Origin of the sequence: Phycicoccus sp. Soil802, from assembly GCF_001429605.1 — a bacterium.
Lineage (GTDB): Bacteria > Actinomycetota > Actinomycetes > Actinomycetales > Dermatophilaceae > Pedococcus.
The window spans coordinates 583,125-600,058 of sequence record NZ_LMSS01000006.1 but is presented as its reverse complement, the minus strand read 5'-3'; the positions used below and the strand labels follow the sequence as shown (position 1 = coordinate 600,058).

The following is a 16,934-nucleotide window of genomic DNA, read 5'->3' as shown; positions in this document are numbered from 1 at the left end:
CGTCAGGCGTCGGCGGGCTTGTGGACCTCGCGGCGCAGGATCTTGCCGGTCGGTCCCTTCGGGAGCTCGTCCACCTGCCACAGGTGGCGCGGGTACTTGTAGGCCGCGATCTTCTCCTTGACGAACGCCTGCACCTCGTCCAGCGTCGCCGTGGCGCCCGGGCGCAGGGCCACCGCGGCGCCGATGTCCTCGCCCAGCAGGTCGTCCGGCACCGCGACCACGGCGGCCTCGAGCACGTCGGGGTGGGTGTAGAGCACCTCCTCGACCTCCCGCGGGTACACGTTCATGCCACCGCGCAAGATCATGTCCTTCTTGCGGTCCACGATCGTGAAGTAGCCCTCGTCGTCGACGGTGGCGAGGTCGCCGGTGCGGAACCAGCCGTCGGGGATCGCCTCGGCGGTCGCCTCGGGGTTCTGCCAGTAGCCCTTCATGACGTTGTCGCCGCGGATCGCGATCTCCCCGACGCCGTCGCCGGGCGGCACGTCGTTGCCGTCGAGGTCGATGAGCTTCATCTCGCAGCCGGGGATGGCGACTCCGATGGTGCCGGGCTTGCGCTCCATGGTCGGCATGTTGAACGACGCGACCGGTGAGGTCTCGGACAGCCCGTAGCCCTCCAGGATCATGCAGCCGAACTTCGACTCGAAGGCCTTCATGACCTCCAACGGCATCGCCGAGCCGCCCGAGCAGCAGGTGCGCAACGAGGTCGCGTCGAGGGCGTCGGAGTCGGGGTGGTTGAGGATCGCGGCATACATCGTCGGCACGCCCATGAAGATGGTGACCTTCTCGTTGCCGATCACCTTGATCGCCTCGGCCGGGTCGAACCGGGGGATCAGCGCCAGCGCCGCGCCGGCGATGACGGCGGCGTTGAGCCCCACCACCAGACCGAAGACGTGGAACAGCGGAAGGCAGCCCATCACCACGTCGTCGGGGGTGGTGCCCTGGATCTCGACCGCGCTGCGGTGGGCGTTGAGGTGGACGTTCCGGTGGGTGAGCTCGGCGCCCTTGGGGCGGCCGGTGGTGCCGGAGGTGTAGAGCACGATGGCAGTGTCCTCGTCGTCCCGCTCGACCGGCTCGGTGATCGGGTCCCCGTCCTCGAGGGCGCCCTCGACGGGACCCATCGGCCCGCAGGTGATGATCCGGGTGCCCGAGTTCGTGGCCCCCTCGGTCGCCTCGGCGACGAAGTCGGGCCAGACGAACGCGACCTTGGAGCCGGAGTTGGTGAAGAAGAAGTCGATCTCACCGGCCTTGAGCAGCGGGTTCATCGGCACGACGATCGCGCCGGCGAGCAGGGAGCCGAAGAAGACCACGGGGAAGGCCGGCACGTTCGGGAGGATGATCGCCACCCGGTCGCCGGGCTCGATGCCAGCCGCCTTGAGGGACCCAGCCACCTTCGCCGCCATGCCGTGGATCTGGGCGTAGCTGATGTCGTTGCCCATGAACTTGATGGCGGCCTGGTCGGGCCGCTCCCGGGCGGTGGTGACCAGGTTGGTGGCGAGATTGGTCATGACGCAGGCTCCTCGACGCTGGGGGTCCGGTTCCCAGCCATCCTCTCCGGTGCGCGGGCGGTTTGGCTACGGGTTCGGGTATGCCGCCTGCGACCGTCCCAGGGCCCGGCCTCCGGGCGCGCGGGGGCGCGGCGTCAGGGGTGTGCGGCAGGATGGGCGCCGTGAGTGAGAACGACTCGACGACCGCGTCCGCGACCACCGCCGGCGACACCTCCGGCCCCACCCCGACCCCTGCCCCCGAGGCCGCCCGGCACGAGTGGGCCGACCTGGCCGAGCAGGCGACGGCGGCCCAGTTCGCCTACCACGTGAAGGATGCGCCGACGATCAGCGACGCCGACTACGACCTGCTGATCCGGCGGCTCAACGCGCTGGAGGAGGAGTTCCCCGAGCTGCGCACGCCGGAGAGCCCGACCCAACAGGTGGGCGGCGCGGTGTTCTCCACGGACTTCACCGCGGTGGACCACCTCGAGCGGATGCTGTCGCTCGACAACTGCTTCTCCCACGAGGAGCTCGCCGCGTGGGCGGCGCGGGTCGCCCGCGACGCAGGCTCGACCGGCTACCACTACCTGTGCGAGCTCAAGATCGACGGGCTCGCGGTCAACCTCCTCTACGAGAACGGCCGGTTGGTGCGGGCGCTGACCCGGGGCGACGGCCGCACGGGGGAGGACGTCACCAACAACGTCAAGACCATCGAGGGCATCCCGCACCAGCTGGCCGGGTCCGACCACCCGGCGCGCGTCGAGATCCGGGGCGAGGTCTACTTCCCGGTCGAGGCGTTCGGCGACCTCAACGCCAGCCTGGTCGAGGCCGGCAAGGCTCCCTACGCGAACCCCCGCAACACCGCCGCCGGGTCGCTGCGGCAGAAGGACCCCCGCGTCACCGCCAGTCGTGGCCTGCGGATGCTGGTGCACGGCATCGGGCTGCGCGAGGGCTTCGAGCTGACCAGGCAGTCCGAGGCCTACGACCTGTTCCGCGAGTGGGGGCTGCCGATCTCGACCCACTACCGGGTGCTCGACTCGATCGAGGAGGTGCAGAAGTTCATCGACCAGTACGGCGAGGAGCGGCACAGCGTCGAGCACGAGCTCGACGGCATCGTCATCAAGGTCGACGAGATCTCGATCCAGCGCCGGCTCGGCTCGACCTCGCGGGCGCCGCGCTGGGCGATCGCCTTCAAGTACCCGCCGGAGGAGGTCAACACCAAGCTCCTCGACATCCTCGTCAACGTCGGGCGCACCGGCCGGGTGACCCCGTTCGGGGTGATGGAGCCGGTCGTCGTCGCGGGATCGACGGTCGAGCGGGCGACCCTCCACAACGCCGACGAGGTGCACCGCAAGGGGGTCCTGATCGGCGACACCGTAGTGCTGCGCAAGGCCGGCGACGTCATCCCCGAGATCCTCGGCCCGGTGGTCGACCTGCGCGACGGCAGCGAGCGCGCGTTCGTCATGCCGACCGAGTGCCCCTCGTGCGGCACGCCGTTGGCGCCCGAGAAGGAGGGCGACAAGGACATCCGCTGCCCCAACTCCCGGACCTGCCCGTCCCAGCTGCGGGAGCGCCTGGCCGGGCTGGCCGGGCGGGGTGCGTTCGACATCGAGGCGCTGGGCTGGGAGGGCGCCGGCGCCCTGCTCGACTCCGGGGTGCTGGAGGACGAGAGCGGGTTGTTCGGGCTGGCCGGCGAGGCGGGGCGCGCCCGGCTCGCGACGGTGCCGCTGTTCACCCGGGCGGCCAAGAAGACCGACCCGGACGAGGCCGTGGTCGACGGCAAGGTGTTGTCCGCCAACGGGATCCGCCTCTCCGAGAACCTCGAGCAGGCCAAGCAGCAGCCGCTCTGGAGGGTCCTGGTCGCCCTGTCGATCCGCCACGTCGGGCCCACCGCAGCACGGGCCCTGGCTCAGCACTTCGCCAGCATGGACGCCCTGCGGGAGGCCGCCAAGGAGCGCCCCGAGGAGCTGGCGGGGGTCGAGGGGGTCGGCGGGGTGATCGCCGAGGCCGTGGCCGCCTGGTTCGCGGTGGACTGGCACGACGAGATCGTCAGGCAGTGGCAGGCCGACGGGGTGGTGATGGCCGACGAGCGCGACGAGTCCGTGGAGCAGACCCTGGCGGGGATGACGGTGGTGGTCACCGGATCGCTCGAGGGGTTCTCCCGCGACTCGGCCAAGGAGGCGATCCTGTCGCGTGGCGGCAAGGCGTCCGGCTCGGTGTCGAAGAAGACCGACTACGTCGTGGTCGGGGAGAACGCCGGCACCAAGGAGGACAAGGCGCGTGAGCTGGGGCGCCCGATCCTCGACGAGGCCGGTTTCCGCCGGCTGCTCGAGACGGGCCAGCCGTGATCGACCGGCCCCGGCGCCATCCCGGGCACAGGGTGAGCTAGCGCCGTGATCGACAAGGACACCTACCTGCGGTTCTGCGACGAGGCGCTCGTGGCGATGCGCGACATCGTCGTCGACCTCGGCGACGACCTGGCCCACCGGCGCCCCGACCTGCCCGGCGCCAACAGCCCGTTCGCGATCCTGACCCACTGCCTCGGGATGTGCGCCGCGTGGGCGTCCACGACCAACCTCGGCGTGGTCGTCCCGCGCGACCGCCCGGGCGAGTTCACCGCCACGGGTGCGGTCGGTGACCTCGCGATCGAGACCGACCGCCTTCGGCGGAGCCTGTCCGAGTGGGTCGGGGCCAGCGACGTCGGCGCGCCCCCGGTCAACCCGGACCCTCGCGACGAGTACGCCACGCAGGGAGAGGTGCTGCTGCACGTCTACGAGGAGCTGGCCCAGCACCGCGGGCAGCTCGAGCTGACCCGCGACGTCCTGCGCCACGGCGTCGACTAGGGCCCGGTGTAGCCACCGCCCATGCTGACCCCACCGACCCAGCGGCCTCCCGCGCCGGAGTCCTTCTCCTTGAGGCAGCGTGCGCACCGGATGTAGCGCTCACCGTCCCTGGTGTGGGCCCACTCCCAGTGGTGGTGGAGGTTGGTCCGGCAGAGCAGCGGCTTGGTGGGTGCGGTCATGGCTTCCTCCAGGGGAGCGACCTGCGTGCCTCGGACGGCCGAGCGCAACGCCAGGGAATGGGTCAGGATCCCCGCCGCGTGGCGGGTCTGGTGCGGTCCGGGCACGGCCGCGAGCTCGGCGAGGAACTCCAGCCGGTACCGGTCACGCACCGTGCCCGCCGGAAGGGTGTGGGTCGCGAGGCGCACGAGGCGTGCGGGCCAGGGCAGGACGCGCGTCCACGTGGTCCCTGGCAGTGCAGCCCGGCGCGTCACGGCGTCCTCCCAGCCCAGTCCCTCAGTTGATGCTGCCGTAGTTGGCGATGACGTTGGAGGCCACCGACCGGTCGTCGCCGAGCCCCGTCCACTTCTCCTTCAGGCACTTGGCGCAGCGGATGTACTCCTCGCCGTCGCTGGTCTCGGCGAGCTCCCAGCGGTGGTGGAGGCCGGTCCGGCAGAGGAACGGCTTGGTAGAGGCCACGATGTCGCCCAAGGGTGAGTCGGTGGCCGGCCATCGGTGCGCGGTCGCGCCGGGCCCGTGCGCGGTGGCCACGTCAGTGTCCGCTCGGTGCGGGCCGGAGCGTGGCGGTGGCCCGGCGGTGTGACACCCGGGCGAGCGCCGCGCGGGCGGAGTCGGCGCCCGCGGCGCTGAGTCGGTAGTAGCGCCGGGCCGGCCGGCCCTCGACGCGGGGGTCGATGTCCTCCCAGCTCGACTCGAGCCAGCCGAGGCCCTCGAGCCGCGCCAGGATCGGGTGGATCGTCCCGCTGGGCAGGCCGGCCTCCGCACTCAGCTCGAGGCCGTAGTGGTCGCTCGACGGATCGGACAGGAGGGTGCCCAGGACCAGCTGGGTCGCCAACGTCATCCGTGGCTCACGAGTTGAAGTCATGGTCGTACTCTACCTAGCCCCCTAGGTAGAGTACAAGAGAGGTGAGCGGGGCAGCCGGCGGCGCACACGCGGCACACCGGTTTGTGTGGGGCACCCACATTGAGGGGCGGAAGCCGCGGGGGTTGCATGACCGCATGCCACTGACAACGACGTCACGCCGCCGCACCGCCGCCCTCACCGCCACGCTCGCGCTCGCGCTCGGGGGCGCACTCGCCGCCGCCACGCCGGCCGCCGCGGACAAGCCGCACGGCGGCCACTGCGCGCGCCTGGCCAAGATCGCCGTGCCTGGCGCCGAGCTGCAGGAGGTGGCGTGCCTCGCCGACCTCACCACGGCCGGCACGGTCGCCAGTGGCCACACCAACCCGAACGACTGGGCCGGCCTGCACGCCGCCGGGACCACGAACCCCTCGGGCGTGCCGGGCATCCAGGTCGACGGGTACTTCCCCGACACCTCGACCACCAACGCCAACAACGGCTGGAGGCACGACAGCCAGTTCGTGATCAGGATCCCCGACGACTGGAACGGCGGGCTCGTCATCAGCGGCGCGCCCGGGGTGCGGGGGCAGTACGCCAACGACTTCATCATCGGCGACTGGGTGCTGGCCAAGGGCTACGCCTTCGCGTCGACCGACAAGGGCAACACCGGCGCGGCCTTCTACGACGACGGCTCGGCGCCGGGCGGGTCGATCGCTGAGTGGCACTCGCGGGTGACCCAGCTGACCATCGCCACGAAGCGGGTGGTCAAGCAGGTCTACGCCGCAGCGCCGCAACGCACCTACCTGTTCGGGATCTCCAACGGCGGCTACCTCGCCCGGTGGCAGCTGGAGAACCGCCCCGACCTCTACGACGGTGGGCTCGACTGGGAGGGGACGTTGTTCCGCGCCGACGGCCCGAACCTGCTGACCTACCTGCCGACCGCGATCAGGAACTACCCCGCGTATGCCGCGACGGGAGACCAGGCGGCGCACGACGCGATCATCGGAGCCGGCTTCGCAGCGGGCTCGGAGTTCCTCTGGCCGTTCCACGAGGCGGTGTACTGGGACCTGACCCAGCGCATCTACCGCGAGGAGCTCGACCCCACCTTCGACGGCGACCTCAAGGCCGGGATCCCGTTCTGCGCCAGCGGAACCCCGAGCTGCGACGCCGACTACGAGTACGCCGCCCGCCCGGCCGCGGTGAAGCGGGCGGTGGCGTCCGTGCAGCTGACCGGGAAGATCGGGAAGCCGATGCTGACTGTGCAGGGGACGCTCGACACCCTCCTTCCGCCGGCGACCGACGCCGACGTCTACGAACAGCTGGTCGACGACGCGGGCTCCGGTGCGCTGCACCGCTACTACCGCGTCGAGGACGGCACCCACACCGACGGCCTGTATGCCGCGTACCCAGACCGGCTGCGCCCGCTCCTGCCGTGCGCGCGGACGGCGTTCGACGACCTCACCGCCTGGGTGGAGGACGGTGTGCAGCCGCCGGCCGACGGACTGCGCCCCCGACCCGCAGTCGGCGACCTGGTCAACACCTGCGAGCTGTGAGGCGTGGGAGCGGGCCGTCCGTCAGCTGCGGCGGCCCGAGGCCTTCGTCTCGCGGACGGCGGCGCTCGCCTCGTCGATGATCGCGGCCATGGCGGCGCTGGCGGCCTTGCTGTCGCCCGAGCCGATGGCTTGCGCGACCTCGCCGTGCAGGCGGATGGCCGCAGGGTTGGGCGTGCGGGGCATCAGGTCGTGGTGGGTGCGCCCGGAGAGCACCTCGGCCACCACGCTCGAGAGGGCCGCGAGCATCTCGTTGCCCGAGGCCTCGAGCATGGTGCGGTGGAAGTCCTTGTCGGCCTCGAGGTAGGCGACCAGGTCGCCCGACTTCGCGTGCACGGTCATCTGCATGACGGCGGCCGCCATCGCCCCGCACTGGTCGGGGGTGGCGCGGTCGGCGGCCAGCTCGGCGGCCACGGGTTCGAAGCCGCGGCGCAGCTCCCCGAGGGAGACCAGCTGGTCCTCCCGGTCGGGCCCGTCGAGGCGCCAGCGGATCACCCGCGGGTCGAAGACGTTCCACTGTGCCGAAGGGAGCACGCGCACGCCGAGTCGGCGCCGCGTCTCGACGAGTCCCATCGAGGACAGCACCCGCACGGCCTCGCGCACCACCGACCGCGAGACCCCGAACCGCTCGTCGAGCTGGTCGATCCGCACCACCGAGTCGACCGCCAGCGTGCCGGACACGATCTCCTGGCCCAGCCGGTCGAGGACGCCGGCGTGCAGGCCCACCTCGTGGCCGGCGGGGGAGGTGGGGGTGTCGCTCATGGGTCCAGCCTGCCAGACATGATGCGAACAGGTGGTCGGTCATTTAAATAATATTTATTTGTCTCCAAGTCTTGATAAAGCCGTTCTGATGAGCCACTCTGGTCGACAGGTCCTCGATGACGAGCCCGAGCCGACACAGGAGTCAGCCCATGCCTGCAGCACCGGAACACCCCGCACCGCCCCTAGTCGTGATGATGGGGGTGTCCGGGTCAGGCAAGACGACCGTCGGCGCGGCCCTCGCCCAGCGCCTGCGGGTCCCCTTCGCGGACGCCGACGACTTCCACCCCGAGGCCAACATCGCCAAGATGTCGGCGGGCATCCCGCTCGACGACGACGACCGCGGGCCCTGGCTCGAGGCCATCGCCACCTGGCTGGCCGAGCACGCCGCCACCGGCGGAGTCGCCAGCTGCTCCGCCCTCAAGCGTGCCTACCGTGACGTGCTCAGCGCGGCCGCTCCCCAAGCCATCTACCTGCACCTGCACGGCGACCGCGACGTCCTCGCCGCCCGCGTCGCCGGCCGACCGGGTCATTTCATGCCCGCCGCCCTGATCGACTCGCAGTTCGCGACGCTCGAGGTGCTCCAGCCGGACGAGCTCGGCGCCACCCTCGACGTGGCCCAGCCGGTCGACACCCTCGTCGACGAGTCCGTCGCCATCCTCACCGCCCCCTCCATCCTCACCGCCCCCTCCGGCCTCACCGCCCCCTCCGGCCTCACCACCCCCTCCGGCCTCACCCCACCGGCCGGCCACTCCCCCGAAAGGCGTGACCACGCATGACCAGCGACGTCCTCTCCCTGTTGCACCCCCTCCTGACCGCGGCCGACGCCGCCGAGGTCCCCGACATCCCGGCGGCCCGGCTGATCCCGGCGGCGCTGCTCGGCATCGCCGTGATCGTCGTGCTGATCACCCGCTTCAAGCTCCACCCGTTCCTCGGCCTGACCCTCGGCTCCTTGACGGTGGGGGCGGTGGCCGGTGTGGCGATGTCCGACACCATCGACAGCTTCACCAAGGGCTTCGGCTCGACCGCAGCCGGGGTTGGCACGCTGATCGCGCTCGGCGCGATGTTCGGCAAGCTGCTGGCCGACTCCGGTGGCGCCGACGAGATCGTCGACACCATCGTCGGGCGGTCCTCTCCCCGCACCCTGCCCTGGGCGATGGCCGGCGTCGGTGCGCTGATCGGCCTGCCGATGTTCTTCGAGATCGGCCTCGTCCTGCTGATGCCGGTGATCTTCCTGGTGGCCCGGCGCGCGCAGCTGTCGATCGTCAAGGTCGGCATCCCCGCGCTGGCCGGTCTCTCCGCGATGCACGGCCTGGTGCCGCCCCACCCCGGGCCGCTCGTGGCGATCGACGCCCTGAAGGCCAACCTCGGCATCACCCTGGCCTTCGGCGTGCTGATCGCCCTGCCGACCATCGCGATCGCCGGCCCGCTCTTCGCCCGGTTCGCCGGCCGCTGGGTCGACGTCCCCGCTCCCGAGTTCTTCGGCACCGGTGAGGAGCCGGAGGCGAGGCTCCAGCGCCCCACCTTCGCGGTCACGCTGTTCGCGGTCCTGACCCCCGTGGTCCTGATGATGGGCAAGGCGCTCGCCGACATCTTCGCCGAGGACGGCAACGCGGTCCGCACCGTGCTCGACTTCCTCGGCACCCCGATCATCGCGCTGCTCATCGCGGTCATCGTGGGCATGTTCACCCTCGGCCGTGGCGCCGGCATGGGCACCAAGGAGCTGGCCTCCTCGCTCGAGAAGTCGCTGCCGCCCATCGCCGGCATCCTGCTCATCGTCGCCGCCGGCGGCGGGTTCAAGCAGACCCTGGTCGACACCGGCATCGGCCAGCTGGTCGCCGACTGGGTGGAGGGCAGTGGCGTCAGCATCCTCCTGCTCGCCTGGGTCGTTGCCGTCCTGATCCGCCTCGCCACCGGCTCGGCCACCGTCGCGACGGTCACGGCGTCCGGCATCCTCGCGCCCCTCGCCGCCGGGATGAGCACGCCCGAGGTGTCGCTGCTGGTCCTCGCGATCGGCGCCGGCTCGGTGTTCTTCTCCCACGTCAACGACGCCGGCTTCTGGCTGGTCAAGGAGTACTTCGGCCTCTCGGTCGGCCAGACCATCAAGTCCTGGTCGCTGATGGAGACGCTGCTCTCCGTCTCCGGCCTGGTCTTCGTCCTCATCCTCGGCCTGGTCGTCTGACCCACGGCTCGTGGGAGGTGGGTATGCCGCGTGGCCTGGGCCACGCGGCATACCTGTCTCCCTGCCCGGCTCGCTGCTCGGCGCCGGAAGGTCGGGGGCGTGCGCGAGGTGCCATAGAGTTGGGTCTCGTGGCCGTTGACTTCCAGCAAGAGATCAAGAACCTCCGCAACACGATGGACTCGGTGCGTGAGGTGACCGACCTGGCCTCCGTCCAGGCCCAGATCACCGAGCTCGAGGCCAAGGCGTCCGCCCCCGACCTGTGGGACGACCCGGATGCCGCCCAGCAGGTCACCTCCGCCCTCTCCCGGGCCAACTCCGAGTACGAGCGCGTCACCGGCATGGACCAGCGGATCGACGACCTCGAGACCCTCGTCGAGATGGGCACCGAGGACGGCGGCGACGCCGACACGATGATCGAGGCCGAGAAGGAGCTCGTGTCGCTCCAGAAGGCGGTCGGCGAGCTCGAGGTCCGCACCCTGCTGTCGGGGGAGTACGACGAGCGGGCCGCCGTGATCACGATCCGCGCGGGCGCCGGTGGGGTCGATGCCGCTGACTTCGCCGAGATGCTGATGCGGATGTACCTGCGCTGGGCCGAGCGGCACAACTACCCGGCCCAGGTCATGGACACCTCCTACGCGGAGGAGGCCGGGCTCAAGTCGGCCACCTTCGAGATCAACGTCCCCTACGCGTTCGGCAACCTCTCGGTCGAGGCCGGCACCCACCGGCTCGTGCGGATCAGCCCGTTCGACAACCAGGGGCGGCGGCAGACCAGCTTCGCAGCGGTCGAGGTCATCCCGCTGATCGAGCAGACCGACTCGATCGAGATCCCGGAAAACGAGATCAAGGTCGACGTCTTCCGCTCCAGCGGTCCCGGCGGCCAGAGCGTCAACACCACCGACTCCGCGGTCCGGATGACGCACATCCCCACCGGGATCGTGGTCTCCATGCAAAACGAGAAGTCGCAGATCCAGAACCGTGCGGCCGCCCTCCGGGTGCTGCAGTCCCGGCTGCTGCTCCAGCGCCAGGCCGAGGAGGCCGCCGAGCGCAAGGAGATGGCCGGCGACGTCAAGGCGTCGTGGGGCGACCAGATGCGCTCCTACGTCCTGCAGCCCTACCAGATGGTCAAGGACCTGCGGACCGAGTACGAGGTGGGCAACCCCTCGGCCGTGTTCGACGGAGACATCGACGGCTTCATCGAGGCCGGCGTGCGGTGGCGCAAGGAGCAGCAGAAGCTCGACGGCTGACGCGGCTCGGTCCGGGCGGGCCGCAACGCCGAGGAGGCGGGGCTGCGCGGCATACCAAGGTTGGCGACCTATCCTCGGGTGGGCGTGCGCCACCAGCGCACGTATGCCGTTTCCGTCCCGTTCGCCCGTATCTCCCCGTGAGGCTCACCCAGCGCGCATGATCCGTTTCGAGAACGTCAGCAAGGTCTATCCCCGGTCGACCCGACCGGCGCTGAGCGACATCAACCTCGAGGTCGAGCGTGGTGAGTTCGTCTTCGTGGTGGGCGCCTCCGGTTCGGGCAAGTCCACCCTGCTGCGCCTGGTCCTCAAGGAGGAGGGCGTCACGCAGGGGACCGTCCTGGTCGCTGGTCAGGACGTCGGCAGCCTGCCGGCCCGCAAGGTGCCCCGCCTGCGCCGCGAGATCGGCACGGTGTTCCAGGACTTCCGCCTGCTGCCCAACAAGACCGTCTACCAGAACGTCGCGTTCGCGCTCCAGGTGCTCGGTCGCTCGGGCCACGCCATCCGGCAGGTCGTCCCCGAGACGCTGGAGATGGTCGGCCTCGAGGGCAAGGAGAAGCGCCTCCCACACGAGCTCTCCGGTGGCGAGCAGCAGCGCGTCGCCATCGCGCGCGCGTTCGTCAACAAGCCACCGATCCTGCTGTGCGACGAGCCGACCGGAAACCTCGACCCCACCACCAGCCTCGACATCGTGCGGCTGCTCGACCGGATCAACCGCACCGGCACGACGATCGTGATGGCCACCCACGACGACGACATCGTCGACCAGCTCCGCAAGCGCGTCGTCGAGCTGCGCAACGGCCACATCATCCGTGACGAGAACAAGGGCGTCTACGGGAGTGGTCGCTGATGCGCATCCAGTTCATCCTCAGCGAGATCGGGATCGGCCTGCGCCGCAACCTGTCCATCGCCATCTCGGTGATGCTGGTGACGATGGTGTCGGTCTACCTGATGGGCATCGGGTTTCTCGCGCAGGGACAGGTCGACACCCTCAAGGGCTACTGGTACGACCGCATCCAGGTCTCGATCTTCATGTGCGGCAAGGACTCCCTCGACGTCAACTGTGACGGCAAGGCGGTCACCGACGAGCAGCGCGACGCCCTGCGCAGCCAGCTCGACGAGATGAAGCCGCTGGTCAAGAACGTCTACTACGAGTCCGAGCAGCAGGCCTTCGACCGGTTCAAGGAGCAGTACCGCAACTCGCCGCTGTCGGACTACCTGCAGGTCGGCGACATCCCGCAGAACTTCCGCGTCCAGCTGTCCGACCCCAAGAAGTACGAGGTCGTGGTGAGCGCCTTCGAGGGGGCCCCGGGGGTCGGTCGCGTCCAGGACCAGCAGAAGACCCTCGACAAGCTTTTCAAGGTGATGAACGTCGTCACCATCGGCTCGCTGTTCCTCGCCGGGCTGATGGTGCTCTGCTCGATCCTGCTGATGGCCACGACGATCCGCCAGGCTGCCTTCAGCAGACGGCGCGAGACCGGGATCATGAAGCTGGTCGGTGCCTCGAACTTCACCATCCGGCTGCCGTTCGTCATGGAGACCGTCCTGGCCGCCCTGACCGGCACCGGTCTGGCCATCGCCGGGTTGTGGGTGACGGCGGACTCGCTGCTCCCGCGCGTCTCGGCGGTGCTGCAGGACGCCCCGCTCGTCGGCGCCCACGACATCTGGTTCGTGGCGCCGTGGCTGGTCGGCTTCATGCTCGTGGTCTCGGTCCTCACCTCGTGGGCCACGCTGCGCCGCTACCTGCGCGTCTGACCCGGGCCCACTCGAGCCACGGTTGCTGGGGGAGCCGTCGGCCGATCGGACATTTCACAGGTGCCAATCCCCGGATACGGGTGTGGTTTGTGTTACCAATGAGGCCTATGAGCGCAATCCCCCCGCCGTCTCGCGCCCACCTGCCCCTCGGTCGCGGGTCCCGCCGCGTCCGCCTGCTGGCCCTCGGGCTGGCCGTCGCGTGCTCAGTCGGTGTCGCCACCCCGTCGCTGGCCGCCGCACCCGTCCTGGGGTCCGCGGTCGGGACCGCGCCGGCGGCTGGTGACCCGGGCAAGGCGAAGAAGCAGGTCGACAAGGAGATCGAGTCCCTCAAGGAGGAGCTCGAGGACACCTCGGCCAGCCTGAAGAACGCCTACCTCGCGCTGCGCCGCACGCAGGCCGCGCTGCCGGGGGCCCAGGCCGCGCTCGACAAGGCCACCGCCGCCGTGTCCAGGGCCGACGCCTACAACGACGAGATGGCGGTGCGGCTCGAGGTCGCCCGCGCCAACGAGGCCCGCGCGGTCGACGAGCTCGCGGCCACTCGCGCCCAGCTGGCCGAGACCCGCACCCGGGTGGCCCGGTTCGCCGCGCAGCTCTACCAGGACCAGGGGATGGGCCAGCTGTCCGTGGCCCTCAGCGCGACCACGCCCGACGACTTCGCCAACCGCATCGCGATGAACGACACCGTGATGGACGTGCAGAACCAGTCGCTCACCCGGCTCGCCACCGCCCGCGCCGCGGCGACCGCCCAGGAGGCGCACATCAAGGCGCTCAAGGTGCAGGTCCAGGCGGCCAAGAAGCAGGCCGAGGCCGCTCTGGCCAGGGCACAGAAGGCCCGCGCCGCCGCGGCGGCCGCGAAGGCCAGGCTCGACGCCCTCGCCGCCCAGCAGACAGCCCAGTCCAAGGCGCTCGAGGCCCAGAAGAAGGCCGAGAAGACCAAGCTCGACGCGGCGCAGAAGGAGCAGGCGAGGCTGCAGCGCGTCCTCGTCGCCCGGGCCAGGGCCGCGAAGCTCGCGGCGGCCCGTCGGGCCGCCTGGCTGCGCAAGCACCACAAGCCGGTGCCGCCGCCGATCTCGTCCTCCGGCGGCTACCTGTCGCGCCCGTCCGAGGGCTGGATCTCCTCCGAGTTCGGGATGCGCTACCACCCGATCCTGCACTACTGGCGCCTGCACGCCGGGCGCGACTTCGCGGCCAACTGCGGCACCCCGATCAGGGCGGCGGCGTCCGGCCACATCATCTCGCGCGGCTGGGGCGGCGGCTACGGCAACCGGATCATGATCGACCACGGCATCGTCCGCGGCGTCGACCTCGTGACCACCTACAACCACATGGAGCGGTATGCCGTGCGGGGCGGCAACGTCTCGCGTGGCCAGGTCATCGGCTACGTCGGGACCACGGGCTCGTCGACCGGCTGCCACCTGCACTTCGAGACCTACGAGGACGGCATCCCGAGGGACCCGCGGCGCTGGCTCTGAGGTCGGTGGCCGTCGGCTGGCGGGTGGTCCGGCGCGCCGCACGGAAACCGACTGGCCGGCTTACCCGGTCCGGCAGGTAGCGTTGCCTCGCCGGGTCGGCTGTCGACCACGGCGACCCAGCGATGACCGAAGGACGTGCAGTGGCCAAGGAACAAGGTCGCAAGGTGGTGGCGAGCAACAAGAAGGCGCGCCACGACTACCTCATCGAGGACACCTTCGAGGCCGGGCTCGTCCTGATGGGCACCGAGGTCAAGTCGCTGCGGATGGGTCGCGCCTCGCTCATCGACGGCTACGCGACCTGGCGGGGCGACGAGCTGTGGCTCGAAGGCGTGCACATCCCCGAGTACGTCAACGGCAACTGGACCAACCACACCCCGCGGCGCCGCCGCAAGCTGCTGCTGCACCGCGTGGAGCTGGCCAAGATCATGAAGAAGTCGACCGAGAGCGGCCACACCATCGTGCCGCTCCAGCTCTACTTCAAGGACGGCCGGGCCAAGGTCGAGATCGCGATCGCCAAGGGCAAGAAGCAGTACGACAAGCGGCATGCCCTGCGCGAGCGCCAGGACACCCGTGACACGCAGCGCGCGCTCAGCCAGGCCCGGCGCGCCTCGGGCGAGGGACGCTAGGGGCATGCGCGTGCGCGGGGGCGGACGACGGTATGCCGCCGGGGCGGGACTCGCCCTGCTGCTCGCCTCCGCTGCCCTCGTCCTCGGCGCCTCGAGCGCCGTCGCTGCCGCCCCGGACGACCTGGCCACCCGGTTCCACGTCGACATCACCGCCAACGAGGACGGCTCGCTCGACGTCGTCGAGAACATCACCTGGCACTTTCCGCAGGGGGAGGAGCGACACGGCATCGAGCGGTTCGTCACGGTCCGCGTGGGCTACCAGGACCGCACGGACACCTTCCGCGAGTACCCGCTGTCCCAGGTCTCGGCCAGCTCACCCTCGGGGGCGCCGGCCGACGTCTCGGTGACCGACGCGACCGACGGCTCGGCGATGCGGATCCGGGTGGGCCGGGCCGACGAGACGGTGAGCGGCACGCAGACCTACGTCGTGCGCTACCACCTCGAGGCCTACGTCAACGGCTTCACCGACCACGCGGAGGTCTACTACAACCTGGTCGACGCCTCCGACGACAACGTCTACGAGGACGTCAGCGCCACCGTGACCGGACCCGGGGCGAGCGACCGGGCCGAGTGCTTCATCGGGGAGTTCGGCTCGACCGAGCGCTGCACCGCCACGCCGGGCGCCAGCGCGCAGTTCAGCGCGCCCAGGGCCGGGGCCGGCCAGGGCGTCTCCATCCTGGCGTCGCTGCCGATCGACGGGTTCGGCCCGCTCGACCCGGTGCTCCACGAAGGGCAGGTCTCCGACGACGGCGTGATCGTCACCTCGACGACGTCGAAGGCGCTCGGCGCGCTCGCGGCCGGCGCCGGGATCACCATCCCGCTGCTCGCGGCCGGGCTGATGGGGACCCTCGTCTACACCCGCGGGCGCGACGAGCAGTACGCCGGGCTCACCCCGGGGCTCAGCCCGGTCGTGGGGGAGGAGGGGCACGTGGTGCGCGGCCGCAGCGGCCCCGTCGCGGTCCAGTTCACCCCGCCGGACGGCGTGCAACCCGGGCTGGTCGGCACGGTCATCGACGAGACCGCCAACACGATCGACGTCTCCGCCACGATCATCGACCTCGCCGCCCGTGGCCACCTCACCATCGCTGACGAGGAGGGCGGCTTCCTCCAGGGGAAGGACTGGCGGCTGACCCGCACCACCCCGACGGCCGAGCAGTCCCGGACCGCGCTGCTGCCCTACGAGGAGGCGCTCCTCGTGGGCCTCTTCGAGAGCGGTCCCACGCGGACCCTCTCCAGCCTCAAGAACCACTTCAAGCCGACCCTGGGCAGGGTCCAGCAGCTGATGTACGACGAAGTGGTGCGGCGCGGCTGGTTCCGTCGCTCGCCGGAGTCGCAGCGCGCGACCTGGACCGCCCTCGGCGCGATCCTGGTGGTCGGCTCGTTCTTCCTCTTCGTGTGGCTCGGCGGTCCGCTCTCGGACCTCGGGGCCGGCACCGGCCTCCCGATCCCGCCGGCCTTCATCCTGCTCGGCGGACTGATCCTGGCCGGCCTCATCGTCGGGTTCCTCGGCCAGCGGATGGCCGCCCGCACCGCCGAGGGCAGCGCGGTGCTCGCCCAGTCCGAGGGGTTCAAGCAGTACCTCGTGACCGCCGAGGCCACCCAGATCAAGTGGGAGGAGGCGCAGGACATCTTCAGCCGCTACCTCCCCTACGCCATCGTCTTCGGGGTCGCCTCGCAGTGGGCGGCCACCTTCCGCCAGGTGGCCGAGGCGGCCGCGGCCGCCGGACACTCGATGGCGGCACCGCTCTGGTACATCGGCTCGGGCGGGTTCGACTACGACGGCATCGCCCGCGACATGGACTCCTTCGCGACCACCGCTGGGGGCACCTTCACGAGCACGCCCGGCAGCTCGGGAGGCTCCGGCTTCTCCGGGGGCGGCGGCTTCTCCGGCGGCGGTGGAGGCGGCAGCTCGGGCGGTTCCTGGTAGGGCCTGCGGCCCGACGCTGGAGGGCGATGTCCCGGCCGCCCGTGCAGGTATCCCTCCAATTGGAACGAAACCTGCAG

General features: G+C 70.8%; 16 protein-coding genes. 11 read left to right on the top strand and 5 right to left on the bottom strand.

The window, feature by feature from the left end:
- Positions 1–2: 2 nt before the first annotated feature.
- Positions 3–1,505, bottom strand: a complete 1,503-nt coding sequence (locus tag ASG91_RS16845; RefSeq protein ID WP_056923740.1) for a long-chain fatty acid--CoA ligase — start codon at positions 1,503–1,505, stop codon at positions 3–5.
- A gap of 152 nt (positions 1,506–1,657) precedes the next feature.
- Between ASG91_RS16845 and ligA the strand changes: the two genes are divergently transcribed.
- Together ligA and ASG91_RS16835 are read left to right on the top strand one after the other, a co-directional pair.
- Entirely contained in the window at positions 1,658–3,832 is a 2,175-nt protein-coding gene (gene ligA, locus ASG91_RS16840; RefSeq protein ID WP_056923739.1) for an NAD-dependent DNA ligase LigA, read from the top strand.
- 45 nt (positions 3,833–3,877) lie between these two features.
- Entirely contained in the window at positions 3,878–4,327 is a 450-nt protein-coding gene (locus ASG91_RS16835; protein WP_056923738.1) for a DUF664 domain-containing protein, read from the top strand.
- Here ASG91_RS16835 and ASG91_RS16830 read toward each other — a convergent pair.
- The 3 genes from ASG91_RS16830 to ASG91_RS16820 are packed head-to-tail and all read right to left on the bottom strand — an operon-like array spanning position 4,324 to position 5,369.
- The gene (locus tag ASG91_RS16830) at positions 4,324–4,758 is read right to left on the bottom strand and encodes a hypothetical protein (protein WP_157606397.1); all 435 of its coding nucleotides are present in this window, start codon (positions 4,756–4,758) and stop codon (positions 4,324–4,326) included. The genes ASG91_RS16835 and ASG91_RS16830 overlap by 4 nt on opposite strands.
- Positions 4,759–4,780: 22 nt before the next feature.
- Entirely contained in the window at positions 4,781–5,035 is a 255-nt protein-coding gene (locus ASG91_RS16825) for a hypothetical protein (RefSeq protein WP_056923736.1), read from the bottom strand.
- Between the two features lies 1 nt (position 5,036).
- Positions 5,037–5,369: a PadR family transcriptional regulator gene (locus tag ASG91_RS16820; RefSeq protein WP_235545719.1), complete on the bottom strand. Its 333-nt coding sequence runs from the start codon at positions 5,367–5,369 to the stop codon at positions 5,037–5,039.
- A 134-nt stretch (positions 5,370–5,503) separates the two neighbouring features.
- On the opposite strand from ASG91_RS16820, the gene ASG91_RS16815 reads away from it, so the two are divergent.
- On the top strand, positions 5,504–6,898 hold the full coding sequence (locus ASG91_RS16815; RefSeq protein WP_056923734.1) for a tannase/feruloyl esterase family alpha/beta hydrolase: 1,395 nt from the start codon (positions 5,504–5,506) through the stop codon (positions 6,896–6,898).
- Between the two features lie 21 nt (positions 6,899–6,919).
- Here ASG91_RS16815 and ASG91_RS16810 read toward each other — a convergent pair whose 3' ends face one another.
- Complete coding sequence (locus ASG91_RS16810) at positions 6,920–7,657, bottom strand: FadR/GntR family transcriptional regulator (RefSeq protein WP_056923733.1); 738 nt, start codon at positions 7,655–7,657, stop codon at positions 6,920–6,922.
- A gap of 149 nt (positions 7,658–7,806) precedes the next feature.
- Between ASG91_RS16810 and ASG91_RS16805 the strand changes: the two genes are divergently transcribed.
- The 8 genes from ASG91_RS16805 to ASG91_RS16770 all read left to right on the top strand — a co-directional run bounded on the left by ASG91_RS16805 (position 7,807) and on the right by ASG91_RS16770 (position 16,857).
- Complete coding sequence (locus tag ASG91_RS16805; protein ID WP_200961341.1) at positions 7,807–8,433, top strand: gluconokinase; 627 nt, start codon at positions 7,807–7,809, stop codon at positions 8,431–8,433.
- Positions 8,430–9,836, top strand: coding sequence for a GntP family permease (locus ASG91_RS16800; protein ID WP_056923732.1), 1,407 nt, complete (start codon positions 8,430–8,432; stop codon positions 9,834–9,836). Before ASG91_RS16805 ends, ASG91_RS16800 begins: the two co-directional genes overlap by 4 nt.
- 128 nt (positions 9,837–9,964) lie before the next feature.
- Entirely contained in the window at positions 9,965–11,080 is a 1,116-nt protein-coding gene (gene prfB, locus ASG91_RS16795) for a peptide chain release factor 2 (protein ID WP_056923731.1), read from the top strand.
- 157 nt (positions 11,081–11,237) lie between these two features.
- Positions 11,238–11,927 carry a cell division ATP-binding protein FtsE gene (gene ftsE / locus ASG91_RS16790; RefSeq protein WP_056923730.1) on the top strand — a complete coding sequence of 230 codons (690 nt, stop codon included), beginning with the start codon at positions 11,238–11,240 and terminating at the stop codon, positions 11,925–11,927.
- On the top strand, positions 11,927–12,832 hold the full coding sequence (gene ftsX, locus ASG91_RS16785; protein ID WP_056923729.1) for a permease-like cell division protein FtsX: 906 nt from the start codon (positions 11,927–11,929) through the stop codon (positions 12,830–12,832). Before ftsE ends, ftsX begins: the two co-directional genes overlap by 1 nt.
- 107 nt (positions 12,833–12,939) lie before the next feature.
- A complete protein-coding gene (locus ASG91_RS16780; RefSeq protein WP_056923728.1) occupies positions 12,940–14,304 on the top strand; it encodes a M23 family metallopeptidase in 1,365 nt (454 codons plus the stop codon).
- Between the two features lie 122 nt (positions 14,305–14,426).
- A complete protein-coding gene (gene smpB, locus ASG91_RS16775) occupies positions 14,427–14,930 on the top strand; it encodes an SsrA-binding protein SmpB (RefSeq protein WP_056923727.1) in 504 nt (167 codons plus the stop codon).
- Between the two features lie 4 nt (positions 14,931–14,934).
- Positions 14,935–16,857, top strand: coding sequence for a DUF2207 domain-containing protein (locus tag ASG91_RS16770; protein WP_056923726.1), 1,923 nt, complete (start codon positions 14,935–14,937; stop codon positions 16,855–16,857).
- Positions 16,858–16,934 lie beyond the last annotated feature (77 nt).